Genomic DNA, 12,353 nt, shown 5'->3' on the forward strand with positions numbered 1-12,353 from the left:
CGGAATCATAATCAAAGATTATTCTTGCTCGTATCTTTCAATTTCTCTATCGTAGAATTCACCAGCAATGGTAATTAAATGTTCCATTTCTGATTCTAATTCTTTTTCATCTTCTTCTTCGATGTCTTCTAAAAATTCTACTTCGTCATCTTTTAAATTGATTACGAATCTTGGATATTCTAAATGGATTACGAAAATATCTTCTGGAAAATCGGTATTGTCTCCGATAACAAATTTTGGTAAGTTCATGTTTTTATGTTTTAAATTTCTTTTTATTATTGTAATTGAACTTGTTCTTGAGTTTGCCCTTGAACTAGTTTTTTCGTTAAGTAATTAAAGCGAATATACAAAAATATCGCGGCTGCTGTTAATCCAGCTAAAAGTCCAATCCAAACACCAATGGCTTTTAATTCGGTTTCTAATCCTAAATATATTGAGATTGGAAATCCAATTACCCAATAGGCTACAAACGTAATATACATCGGGATTTTCGCATCTTGCAAACCACGAAGCGCTCCTAAAACCACCACTTGTAAACCATCTGAAATTTGAAAAACAGCCGCTACTAAAAGTAAGTTAGCCGAAATTGCGATTACTTCTAAGTTTTCGGTTAGGTTTTTCACATCATTGATATCTACGAAAATATAGGGTAAACTTGTGTGTAATAACACAAATAATAAGGCGAAAACCACTTCGATAATTACCGTTAGTAAGAAGATGGAAATTGCTACTTTTCGTAAGGTAACATAATCATTTAATCCTTTTTGGTTTCCAATACGAATCATAGCTGTAACGCTCAATCCCATGGCAAACATGAAGGTTAACGAAGCCAAACTCAACGCAATTTGATTCGCTGCCTGACTTGTTGTTCCAATCATTCCACATAACCAAATGGCTCCAGTAAATAAAGCGACTTCAAAAAACATTTGCATGGCAGAAGGCATTCCAATTTTAATGATTTTTTGGTTGACTTCTTTCTTAATTTCTTTTAAGCTAAATCCTTTAAAATAGGGATGGAATTTCGGTTTTAAATTCATCATGTAGTGCATAAAACCTAACATCACAAATCGAGAAGCAATAGTTCCAATGGCTGCTCCAACGATACCTAATTGTGGAAAAATCCAAATTCCATAGATTAAAAAATAGTTTAATGTAACGTTGGTAATATTTCCAATAATGGTTGCCCACATTGAATATTTTGTTTCGCTCAATCCATCAGCAAATTGTTTGTACGCTTGGTACATAATTAGCGGAATTAACGAAAAACCAACGATATCAAGATAGGGTTTTGCCATTTCTACTACAGCTTCGGGTTGCCCCATGTATGCAATAAGAGGTTTCGAAAAGAAAATCAAGGTAAATAAAGCGACACCTAAAATCGTACACAAATACAACCCATGATGAAACGCAGAACGACCACCAGCTACATCATTTTTTCCATCAGATTCGGCAACTAAAGGTGTGATAGCAGTTGAAAATCCAATTCCCAAAGACATCGCAATGAACACAAAACTGTTTCCTAATGACACAGCTGCTAATTCGGTTGGGCCTAATTTTCCCACCATGATATTATCCACAATTCCAACAACGGTATGACCTAACATTCCTAAAATAATAGGGTAGGCGAGTTTTAAGTTTTGTGAAAATTCTTTAGAGTAGTCGGAAAAAGTCATTTTGGCAATTTTGTGGCAAAGGTAATAATTTGAAAAGGATTTCAAGAAAAAACCTGTCAGGATGTAAATCGAGACAGGTTTAAAAGTTATGTTTTTAACTTACTTTTTAATATTAGGATTCATCGTGTCACTTTCAATAAGTCCGTCACGTAAACGAATGATTCTGTGTGCGTAGGCTGCAATATCTTCTTCATGCGTTACCAAGATTACAGTGTTTCCATTGGCGTGAATTTCGTTGAATAAATTCATAATTTCCACCGAAGTTTTACTGTCTAAGTTTCCGGTAGGCTCATCGGCTAAAATGATAGAAGGTTTGTTTACCAAAGCTCTTGCCACCGCTACACGCTGACGTTGACCACCCGATAACTGATTTGGTTTGTGATCCATTCTATCGTTCAAACCAACTTGTGTCAGTACTTCAGTAGCGCGTTCCACACGTTCCGATTTAGAATGACCCGCGTATACCATTGGTAAAGCCACATTATCCAAAGCCGTTGTTCTAGGCATTAAGTTGAATGTTTGAAAAACGAATCCAATTTCTTTATTACGAATTCCTGCCAATTCATCGTCTTGCATTTCACTTACATGTTTTCCGTTCAAAACATAAGTTCCAGAAGTTGGCGTGTCTAAACAACCTAAAATATTCATCAAAGTGGATTTTCCAGAACCAGAAGGTCCCATTAAAGCTACATATTCGCCTTTATTGATTTCTAAATCGATGCCTTTTAAAACATACACGATTTCGTTTCCTAAAGGGAAATCTCTTTTGATATTGGTTATTTTAATTAACGGATTTGCCATAATGAAATTAGAATTTAGCCTCTCGACTTCGCTCGAGATGACAATATTATTGATATAACACTATTATAAGTAGAAAAAGAAAGGAATTTGTTACAACTAAAAACGAATTCTTTCAAACAAGTGAGAACTTATGGTTTTACTCGAATTGATGATGAAATGTTCTTTTTCTTGTTCAGCTCTAAAAAACACAATTCCCCATTGAAAAGTATCAATCGTAACGGAAACTTTTGGATGGTTTTTTATGATTTCCCAAGCTTCTTCCATATCAGATGACCAATGGATGTCATCGAATATCCAAACGGAATCATTTGAAATCGTTGGGAGTAAAGCCTCAAAATAATCTAAAGTCGCTTTTTTGGAATGGTTGCCATCGAAATAAATTAGGTGATGGGTGATGGGTGAAAGGTTAAGGGTTTTGAAATAGCTTGAAAATTCTGTATTGACAAATTCAACGTTTTGAAAATTTGAATTTTGCCCTTGTAATTGAATTTGTGCTTGCTTTTGCGTATTCGGACAACCTTCTAAAGTGATAATGTCCGAATTTTTATTTCCCAATGAAAGTGCAGAAGTCGCTAATCCTAAAGAAGTTCCAATTTCTAAAATGCTTTTTGGTTGAAAATAGCGAACGATTCTAAAAAGAAATTCTGCATTTTTTGGAGTAATTCCAGCAGTTTGTGCAATTTTTGAAATTTCTCTTGTATTCGATTTAAAAACTCTTGAACCTGCACCAAAATCGGTAACTTCAATTGTGTTTTTATTTTCTAAAAGCGATTTTCGATACGATTTTAATACTTCGTATTCTGGATATTTGGTAGTATCATAAAAACATTTCGTAACCAAATCAAACACAAATGGCGAATGCACTCCATGTTCGTTTTTGGAATTAAGAAGGAATTTTAGGTATGATTTTATTTGTTGTAACACGAAGTTTCACAAAGTTTGGCACAAAGCTACACAAAGGAATTATAAGAAAAAAAACTTAGTGACACTTTGTGTTAAACTTAGTGTTACATTGTGAAACTTTACTCCATTTTACTCGATAGTTCAAACCAGCGCTCTTCTTTTTCTTCTAAAGATTTGATGATTTTTTGTAATTCGTTTGCTTTGGCTTCAATTTTATCATCTGAAACTTTTCCGTCGGCGAATTCTTGTTCGATTTGTTTTTTATTGTATTCTAAATCTTTGATTTCTTTTTCAATTTTATTGAATTCCTTTTGTTCATTGAAACTCAAACCAGTTGAAGCCGTTTGCTTTTCTTTCCAATTTGTTTTTTCAGTACTTACCGAATTCAAAACTTTAGGTTCAGCCGAATCTTCATACGCTCTAAAATCCGAGTAATTTCCTGGGAAATCTTCAATTTCACCTTCACCTCTAAAAACAAATAAGTGATCTACGATTTTATCCATGAAATATCTATCGTGACTCACCACTAACAAACAGCCTGGATAATCTAAAAGAAAACTTTCTAATACATTTAAAGTTACAATATCCAAATCATTTGTTGGCTCATCCAAAATCAAGAAATTGGGATTTTGAATTAAAACCGTACATAAATACAAACGTTTCAATTCGCCACCACTTAATTTTTCAACGTAATCGTATTGTTTTTTGGCATCAAATAAAAAGCGTTCCAATAATTGTGAAGCCGAAATGATTTTCCCTTTCGTCAACGGAATATATTCGCCATATTCTTTGATGATATCGATAACTTTTTGACCTGGTTTTGGATTGATTCCACTTTGGGTGTAATAGCCAATTTTAATCGTGTCACCAATAATTACTTTACCCGAATCAGGTTGCATGGTTTGGGTTAAAATGTTCAAGAAAGTCGATTTTCCTGTTCCGTTTTTACCAATTATTCCAATGCGTTCACCACGTTGAAAAGAATAGGAAAATTCGTTTAAAATGGTTCTGTCAGGGAATTTTTTATGCACTTTTACCATTTCTATAATCTTGCTTCCCATGCGCTCCATGTTGATTTCGAGCTCTACAACATTTTCTTTTCTGCGACTTTCGGCAACTGCTTTGATTTTATAAAAATCATCTTGACGCGATTTCGATTTGGTAGTTCTTGCTTTTGGTTGACGACGCATCCAAGCCAATTCCTTTACGAATAAGTTTTGCGCTTTGTCTATAGTAGCATTTTCTGAAGCCAAACGTTCTTCTTTTTTGGCTAAATAATAGGAATAATTCCCTTTGTATTGGTATATTTTTCCGTTATCTAATTCGATGATTTCATTACAAACACGTTCTAAAAAGAAACGGTCGTGCGTAACCATAAACAAAGTGATGTTTTCTTTAGCAAAATAATCTTCTAACCATTCAATCATCTCTAAATCTAAGTGATTGGTTGGCTCGTCTAAAATTAATAAATCGGGTTTGCTAATCAAAATAATCGCTAATGACAAACGCTTTTTTTGTCCACCCGACATGTTTTTGACTTTCATTTTCAAGTCTTCCAACTTCAGTTTGTACAAAATTTGCTTGAATTGCGTTTCAAAATCCCAAGCGTTATGGCGGTCCATATCATCAAAAGCTCTTTGATAAGCTTCTTCGTCATTCGGGTTTTCTAAAGCTTTTTCGTAGCGTTCAATTACTTTCAGAATTTCATTATCCGAAGCAAAAATATTTTCTTCAATGGTTAATTCATCTTGCAAATTATTGTTTTGCGACAAAAATGCCATGTTAATCTCTTTTCGAATAATAACTTGACCAGTATCGGGCTCGTCCAAACCATTAATCATGTTCATAATGGTGGTCTTTCCCGAACCGTTTTTAGCGATAAAAGCTATTTTTTGATCTTTGTTAATTCCAAACGAAACGTTGTCAAACAAAACACGTTCGCCATAAGATTTTGAGATATTTTCGACTGATAGGTAATTCATTCTTATAATTTAGAATTCTGAAGTTAGAATTTAGAAGTGCAAAAATAGTTTATTGTAATTAAAGATTATAGATTATTTCTTAACTTTGTGAAAATGCATTTTATGACTTCCAAAAAGAAAAATAAAATAGAAGAACCAATAGAAGCTTACGAAGTAACCGCAAAGAGTGAGGCTACTTCCGAAGAATTACATCCTGTTTTGGTTCAATTACTTGAAAAATCCATCAAAGAAATTGAAGAAGGAAAGACATTCACACACGAAGAGGTTATGCGAATGACTAAAGAAAAATATCCATTTTTGAAATGAATTTTAAAGTAATATGGACTTCAACTGCTAAAAATTCATATCATGAGGAAATTGATTTTATTTATCTCAAATGGAATTCAAAAGAAGTTGTTAAGTTCGAAAAGCTTGTTGTTGAAGAAATAGAAAGAATAGTTTTAAATCCATTAATTGGTAAAATAAGTTATAATGATTTTTATTCTTTGTCAATATCTAAACAAACGACATTATTTTACAAAATAGATAAAGATTCAAATATAATTGAGTTGTTATTGTTTTGGAATAATTTGAAAAATCCCCAAGATTTAATTTCACTTTTATAATGCAACTATCCGTAATCATTCTCAACTATAATGTGCGCTATTTTTTAGAGCAATGTGTGCTCAGTGTTCAAAAAGCATTGGAAGACATTGATGGTGAGATTATTATCATTGATAATGCTTCGTCAGATGATAGTTGTGAGATGATGAAAACCAAATTTCCGCACATCAAACTCATTGAAAACGCAGCTAATTTAGGTTTCCCAAAAGGAAATAATATAGGGGTCGCTCAAGCGAAAGGCGATTATGTTTGTATTTTGAATCCAGATACTGTGGTTGCGGAGGATACGTTTTCTAAAATACTGAACACTAAAAACTGGCAACTGAACATTGGTATTATTGGTTGTAAATTAATCGATGGCGCTGGAAATTTTCTTCCCGAAAGTAAACGTGGTGTTCCAACTCCTTGGGTGGCTTTTACCAAGATTTTCGGATTGTATAAAATTTCGAATTATTTCGGAAAATATTACGCCCAACATTTATCAGAAAACGAATCAGGAAAAGTGGATATTTTAGTTGGAGCTTTTATGATGATGAAACGCGAATTGTATCTCAAAGTTGGTGGTTTTGATGAAAATTGCTTTATGTATTCGGATGATATCGATTTGAGTTATTTAGTTTTGAAAACAGGAAAATCGAATTATTATTTTCATGAAACTTCGGTGATTCATTATAAAGGAGAAAGTACCGTTCGCGATGGAACCTATATGAAACGTTTCAGAGAAGCGATGCAATTTTTCTATAAAAAACACTTCAATAAATCATGGTTTTTTGATGTGATGATGCAAGTGGGAAGTTTTGTTTTTAGTCTTTTGAAGAAGAATCAACAAAAGAATGAAGTTCGAATTATTGAGGAATACGTCATTTTTTCAAAAGGGAATTTAAGAATAAATCTTCCTCAAAAAACAACTTATTTGTCTGATTTTAATCAATTTGTAAATCAGCAACAAAAAAACATTGAAATAATATTTGATACGACTACTTTTAGTTTTGCTGAAATTATTACTTTTATGCAGTTAAATAAGAGTAAAAATCTAAGTTTTAAGAATTATATTTCGAGTTCGAATTACCTAATTGGAAGCAATAATTCGAATGATAGAGGACAAATAATTTTGTTGTAAAAAATTATTGAATTCTTGGAAAAACGAACGAAAAATTAGTATTTTTGCAAACCAAATACAAAAACACAACTTTAGTTTAAAGATATGGCAAAGTTTGAATTGAAATTACCTAAAATGGGTGAAAGTGTTGCAGAAGCAACAGTTACTAACTGGTTAAAAAAAGTTGGTGATAAAATTGAAATGGACGAAGCAGTACTTGAAATTGCTACTGATAAAGTAGACAGTGAAGTGCCTTCAGAAGTTGCAGGAACACTTGTTGAAATTTTATTTAATACCGATGATGTAGTTCAAGTGGGACAAACAATCGCTATTATCGAAACCGAAGGTAGTGCAGTTGCATCAACTCCAGAAGTTAAAGCAGAAGTGCCAGTTGCAGTTGCAGAAGTTGCGAAAGCAGTTGAAGTAGCAAAAGAAACTGTAGCACCAGCTGATTTTTCTGCATCAGATAAATTCTTTTCACCTTTAGTTAAAAACATTGCGAAAGAAGAAGGAATTTCATTAGCAGAATTAGAATCTATTGCTGGTTCTGGTAAAGATGGCCGCGTTAATAAAGAAGATTTATTAAATTATATCAAAAATAGAGGAAGTCAAACTAGTGTTCAGTCTTCAGTAGCAAGTGCTCAGCCTGTATTGGAAACAAAACCAACTTCAAACGTGAAACCTGAAACTTCAACAGTTCCAGTTTCTGTAAACGGTGGTGATGAGATTGTTGAAATGGACAGAATGCGTAAGTTGATTTCGAAATACATGGTAGAATCGGTTCAAACTTCGGCTCACGTTCAGTCATTTATTGAAGTTGACGTTACTAACATTGTAAAATGGAGAGATAAAGTTAAAAATGCTTTCGAAAAGAGAGAAGGTGAGAAGTTAACTTTTACGCCAATTTTTATGGAAGCGGTAGCAAAAGCATTGAAAGATTTCCCAGGAATGAATATTTCAGTTGATGGTGAATTTATCATCAAGCGTAAAAATATTAACTTAGGAATGGCGGCAGCGTTACTAAACGGAAACTTAATTGTTCCTGTAATTAAAAATGCAGACCAATTAAACTTAGTTGGGATGGCAAAAGCAGTTAACGACTTAGGAAACCGTGCAAAAGCTGGAAAATTAAAACCAGACGATACTCAAGGTGGTACTTATACAGTTACAAACGTAGGAACTTTTGGTTCTGTTTTTGGAACACCAATTATCAACCAACCACAAGTAGGTATTTTAGCTTTAGGTGCTATCAGAAAAGTGCCTGCAGTTATCGAAACTCCAGAAGGTGATTTCATTGGAATCCGTCAAAAAATGTTCTTATCGCATTCATATGACCATAGAGTTGTTGATGGGGCGTTAGGAGGAAGTTTTGTGAAACGTGTAGCTGAATATTTAGAAGCTTTTGATGTAAACAGAGATTTCTAATCTGAGAATAATTTATAAATGTAAACCCGATAGTTTTAAAAGCTATCGGGTTTTTCTATCTTTGTCACATATAAAATCGCTATGGAATTAAAATTAACACGCCCTATCTGCTTTTTCGACCTTGAAACTACTGGAATTGATGTAGCAAGAGACCGAATTGTAGAAATCTCAATATTTAAAGTATATCCAAACGGAAATAAAGAAAGTAAAACTTGGTTGGTAAATCCTACCATTCCCATTCCGCCACAAACTACAGCGGTTCACGGAATTACGGATGAAAAAGTAGCAAACGAGCCAACCTTTAAGGAATTAGCATCTCAAGTTCATAATATGATTAAAGATTCGGATTTGGCTGGATTTAATTCGGATCGATTCGATATTCCACTTTTAGCTGAAGAATTATTACGTGCAGAAGTTGATTTTGATATGAAAAACCGAGTTTCTGTTGATGTTCAAACGATTTTCCATAAAATGGAAGAACGTACTTTAAGTGCGGCTTACAAATTCTATTGCGGACAAAGTTTAGAAAATGCTCACAGTGCTGAAGCGGATACGATGGCAACTTACGAAATCTTAAAAGCGCAATTGGATCGTTACGAGAATTTAGAAAACGATATGAAATCGTTAGCTGAATTCACAACACGTAAAAAATCAGTTGATTTTGCAGGATTTATTGCTTTAAATAATGAAGGGAAAGAAATTTTTACCTTTGGAAAACATAAAGGAGCTTTAGTGGAAGAAGTTTTTGATAAGGAACCAGGTTATTTTGGTTGGATTCAAAATGCTGATTTTCCATTATATACTAAAAAGGTTTTGACAGGAATTAAATTGAGAAAGTTAAATACTAAATAAAGTGATTAGTGAAAAGTAATTAGTGAATAGTCGCTAATTACTTTTCACTACTTACTAATCACTAGAATTATGAAAATAATCTGTATTGGACGCAATTACGCTGACCATATTTCGGAGTTAAACAATGAAAGACCAACAGAACCGGTTATCTTCATGAAACCGGATTCTTCTATTTTACCTAATAAAAATCCGTTTGTAATTCCAGCTTTTAGTAATGACATTCATCATGAAGTGGAAATTTTGGTTAAGATTTGTAAAGTAGGAAAACATATTGATGCTAAGTTTGCTCATAAATATTATGAAGAAATTGGTTTAGGAATCGATTTTACAGCCCGAGATGTTCAGAGTAAGTTGAAGGAGAAAGGATTACCTTGGGAAAAAGCAAAAGCATTTGACCATTCAGCGGTAATAGGAAACTTTACATCGAAAAAAGATTATTCTTCATTGGAAAATATTAACTTTGAGTTAAAATCAAATGGAGTAATCGTTCAAGAAGGCAATACAAATTTAATGTTGTGGAAAATAGACGAGTTAATTTCGTATATTTCTCAATATTTTACATTAAAAATAGGAGATATAATTTTTACAGGAACTCCTAAAGGTGTTGCTAAGGTAACGGAAGGAGATGTTTTAGAAGGTTTTATTGAAGGTAAGTCGATGTTTAAAATTCAAATTAGGTAGTTATGGCATTACAATATAATTTAGCGAAAGTGTATGAAATCTCAGAAAATGATATTGAATTTGCTTTGCAGATTGTTACTTTGTTTTTAGAAGAGGTTCCGGCTGAAATTAAATCTATAAAATGTGCAATAGATGATAAGGATTATGCAAGAACCTATTCTTCATGTCATAAAATTAAACCTACTTTAGATCTGTTAGGTATGGATTTGGCTTATGAAGAAAACCTTCAGATAATGGCTTGGACTAGAGTTGAAGGAAAAAGAAAAGAAATTAAAGAAGTTTTCAAATCCTTAAAGGAGAGAATTGATTTGGCGGTTAAAGAAATTAAAAAAGATTTCAAACTGTAAGATTCTTATTTTAAAAAATTCCCCAATTTATAAATATTTAAAATGAAAGCTGCTATAGTTACAATTGGCGATGAAATTCTTATTGGCCAAATTATTGATACAAACTCTTCTTATATTGCAAAAGCCCTCGATAAAATAGGGATTGCAACGTATGAAATGGTATCCATTTCTGATGAAAAACAACATATTTTAGATACGTTTCATTCGCTTCAAAATAAAGTAGAAGTTGTTATTGTAACGGGTGGATTAGGACCAACAAAAGATGATATTACCAAAAAGACTTTTTGTGATTATTTTAAGGATACTTTGGTGGAAAATGAAGCGGTTTTAGTTCACGTAAAATCTATTATTGAAGGAATTTATAAGCGACCAATTACGCAAATTAATAGAGATCAAGCATTAGTGCCAACCAAAGCAAAAGTACTTTTTAATCAAGTAGGAACGGCACCTGGGATGTGGATGGAAAAAGAAAATACGGTTTTTATCTCTTTGCCGGGAGTTCCTTACGAAATGAAATATTTAATTGATAATGAGGTAATTCCAAATTTGGTTCAAAAGTTTGAACGTCCATATATTGTACATCAGACTATTATGACATATGGTCGTGGTGAAAGCATGATTGCAGAGCAAATTGAGGAATGGGAAAATAATTTACCTGATTTCATTAAGTTAGCTTATTTGCCAAGCCCAGGGAAGGTTCGTTTGCGTTTAACGGGAAGAGGAACAAATGAAGAAGTTTTAAAAACTGAAATAAAAAATCAGGTCGAAAAACTCGATTTATTAATTCATGATATAATTGTAGGTTATAATGAAGACGATTCAATAGAAGTAGTCTTAGGAAGATTAATGACCGAAAAAAGATTAACAATTTCAACAGTAGAAAGTTGTACCGGCGGAAAAATTGCAGCAACTTTATCAGCCGTGCCTGGAGCTTCAAAATATTTTAGAGGAAGTGTAGTGAGTTATGCTACTCAGGCTAAAATAGATGTTTTAGATATAGATGAAAATTTGATTATAAAACATGGAGTAGTAAGTTCTGAGGTAGCTTCTGAAATGGCTAAATCGATTCAAATAATGATGAATTCTGATTATGCAATCGCCACTACAGGAAATGCTGGACCCACAAAAGAATCAGGTGGAGCAGAATTAGGAACTGTTTTTATAGGAATTGCTACTCCTGATGAAGTTTTTGTAGAAGAATTTAACTTTGGGCAACCTCGTGAAAAAGTCATTGATAGAACGATAGGTAAAGGTCTTGAATTAATTTATAAAGAAATTTTAAAAAAATAGCAAAAGATAGTTGTGTATATGAAATGGATTTCGTTTCTTTGCACCCTGATTTTAGATAACGAAATAAAGATTAGAAATAATGTCAAGAGTTTGTGAACTTACAGGTAAAAGGGCGATGGTTGGAAACAATGTTTCTCACGCTATGAATAAAACAAAGAGAAAATTCTCTGTTAACTTAGTTAAAAAACGTTTTTATATTCCTGAAGAAGATAGATGGGTAACGTTGAAAATTTCAACTGCTGCTTTAAAAACGATTAATAAAAATGGAATTGCTGCTGTATTGAAAAATGCAAAAGCTAACGGATTTGTTAAATCTGTATAATCCTTAAAACATAGATCAAAATGGCAAAGAAAGGTAATAGAATCCAAGTTATTTTAGAATGTACAGAGCACAAAACTTCAGGAGTTCCTGGAACATCTCGTTACATTACTACAAAAAATAAAAAAAACACTCCAGATAGATTAGAGATTAAAAAATTTAATCCAATCTTAAAAAGAGTAACTGTTCACAAAGAAATTAAATAAGATAAGTCATGGCAAAGAAAACCGTAGCAACTTTACAAACAGCTTCTAAAAGATTAACTAAAGCTATCAAAATGGTTAAGTCTCCAAAAACTGGTGCTTATACTTTCGTTGAATCAGTTATGACTCCAGAGGAAGTTGATGAATTCTTGAAAAAGAAATAATTCATTTTACA

The 12,353-nt window shown here is 32.8% G+C and carries 16 protein-coding genes; 11 read left to right on the forward strand and 5 right to left on the reverse strand.

Going from position 1 to position 12,353, the window contains the following annotated elements; translation table 11 throughout:
• Window positions 1-18: 18 nt before the first annotated feature.
• From B4I81_RS04955 to B4I81_RS04975, 5 genes are all read right to left on the reverse strand, one after another.
• Complete coding sequence (locus tag B4I81_RS04955) at window positions 19-249, reverse strand: hypothetical protein (protein ID WP_008253940.1); 231 nt, start codon at window positions 247-249, stop codon at window positions 19-21.
• 26 nt (window positions 250-275) lie between these two features.
• Window positions 276-1,673 (reverse strand): MATE family efflux transporter, encoded by a 1,398-nt coding sequence (locus B4I81_RS04960; protein ID WP_291108344.1) that lies wholly within the window; start codon window positions 1,671-1,673, stop codon window positions 276-278.
• Window positions 1,674-1,772: 99 nt separating this feature from the next.
• Window positions 1,773-2,474 (reverse strand): ABC transporter ATP-binding protein, encoded by a 702-nt coding sequence (locus B4I81_RS04965; RefSeq protein ID WP_291108346.1) that lies wholly within the window; start codon window positions 2,472-2,474, stop codon window positions 1,773-1,775.
• A gap of 96 nt (window positions 2,475-2,570) precedes the next feature.
• Window positions 2,571-3,398 carry an O-methyltransferase gene (locus B4I81_RS04970; protein WP_291108348.1) on the reverse strand — a complete coding sequence of 276 codons (828 nt, stop codon included), beginning with the start codon at window positions 3,396-3,398 and terminating at the stop codon, window positions 2,571-2,573.
• A gap of 98 nt (window positions 3,399-3,496) precedes the next feature.
• Window positions 3,497-5,359, reverse strand: a complete 1,863-nt coding sequence (locus tag B4I81_RS04975; protein WP_291108350.1) for an ABC-F family ATP-binding cassette domain-containing protein — start codon at window positions 5,357-5,359, stop codon at window positions 3,497-3,499.
• 102 nt (window positions 5,360-5,461) lie between these two features.
• Here B4I81_RS04975 and B4I81_RS04980 point away from each other — a divergent pair, with 102 nt between their 5' ends.
• The 11 genes from B4I81_RS04980 (at window position 5,462) to B4I81_RS05030 (ending at window position 12,342) form a co-directional block, all read left to right on the forward strand.
• Complete coding sequence (locus tag B4I81_RS04980; RefSeq protein WP_291108352.1) at window positions 5,462-5,665, forward strand: hypothetical protein; 204 nt, start codon at window positions 5,462-5,464, stop codon at window positions 5,663-5,665.
• The gene (locus B4I81_RS04985; protein ID WP_291108354.1) at window positions 5,662-5,964 is read left to right on the forward strand and encodes a type II toxin-antitoxin system RelE/ParE family toxin; all 303 of its coding nucleotides are present in this window, start codon (window positions 5,662-5,664) and stop codon (window positions 5,962-5,964) included. Before B4I81_RS04980 ends, B4I81_RS04985 begins: the two co-directional genes overlap by 4 nt.
• Window positions 5,964-7,082: a glycosyltransferase family 2 protein gene (locus B4I81_RS04990; protein WP_291108356.1), complete on the forward strand. Its 1,119-nt coding sequence runs from the start codon at window positions 5,964-5,966 to the stop codon at window positions 7,080-7,082. Before B4I81_RS04985 ends, B4I81_RS04990 begins: the two co-directional genes overlap by 1 nt.
• A gap of 84 nt (window positions 7,083-7,166) precedes the next feature.
• Window positions 7,167-8,486 (forward strand): dihydrolipoamide acetyltransferase family protein, encoded by a 1,320-nt coding sequence (locus tag B4I81_RS04995; protein ID WP_291108358.1) that lies wholly within the window; start codon window positions 7,167-7,169, stop codon window positions 8,484-8,486.
• Window positions 8,487-8,567: 81 nt separating this feature from the next.
• On the forward strand, window positions 8,568-9,338 hold the full coding sequence (locus tag B4I81_RS05000; RefSeq protein WP_291108360.1) for a 3'-5' exonuclease: 771 nt from the start codon (window positions 8,568-8,570) through the stop codon (window positions 9,336-9,338).
• Window positions 9,339-9,407: 69 nt separating this feature from the next.
• Window positions 9,408-10,019, forward strand: a complete 612-nt coding sequence (locus tag B4I81_RS05005) for a fumarylacetoacetate hydrolase family protein (protein ID WP_291108362.1) — start codon at window positions 9,408-9,410, stop codon at window positions 10,017-10,019.
• 2 nt (window positions 10,020-10,021) lie between these two features.
• Window positions 10,022-10,366, forward strand: coding sequence for a histidine kinase (locus tag B4I81_RS05010; RefSeq protein ID WP_291108364.1), 345 nt, complete (start codon window positions 10,022-10,024; stop codon window positions 10,364-10,366).
• A gap of 42 nt (window positions 10,367-10,408) precedes the next feature.
• Window positions 10,409-11,656, forward strand: a complete 1,248-nt coding sequence (locus tag B4I81_RS05015) for a CinA family nicotinamide mononucleotide deamidase-related protein (protein WP_291108366.1) — start codon at window positions 10,409-10,411, stop codon at window positions 11,654-11,656.
• Between the two features lie 79 nt (window positions 11,657-11,735).
• Window positions 11,736-11,978 carry a 50S ribosomal protein L28 gene (gene rpmB, locus B4I81_RS05020; RefSeq protein WP_008253904.1) on the forward strand — a complete coding sequence of 81 codons (243 nt, stop codon included), beginning with the start codon at window positions 11,736-11,738 and terminating at the stop codon, window positions 11,976-11,978.
• A gap of 20 nt (window positions 11,979-11,998) precedes the next feature.
• Window positions 11,999-12,181: a 50S ribosomal protein L33 gene (gene rpmG, locus B4I81_RS05025; RefSeq protein WP_008253902.1), complete on the forward strand. Its 183-nt coding sequence runs from the start codon at window positions 11,999-12,001 to the stop codon at window positions 12,179-12,181.
• Window positions 12,182-12,189: 8 nt separating this feature from the next.
• On the forward strand, window positions 12,190-12,342 hold the full coding sequence (locus B4I81_RS05030; RefSeq protein ID WP_014389076.1) for a DUF4295 domain-containing protein: 153 nt from the start codon (window positions 12,190-12,192) through the stop codon (window positions 12,340-12,342).
• The last annotated feature ends 11 nt before the right edge of the window (window positions 12,343-12,353 follow it).

This window comes from Flavobacterium sp. UBA6195 (genome assembly GCF_002422095.1).
GTDB lineage: Bacteria > Bacteroidota > Bacteroidia > Flavobacteriales > Flavobacteriaceae > Flavobacterium.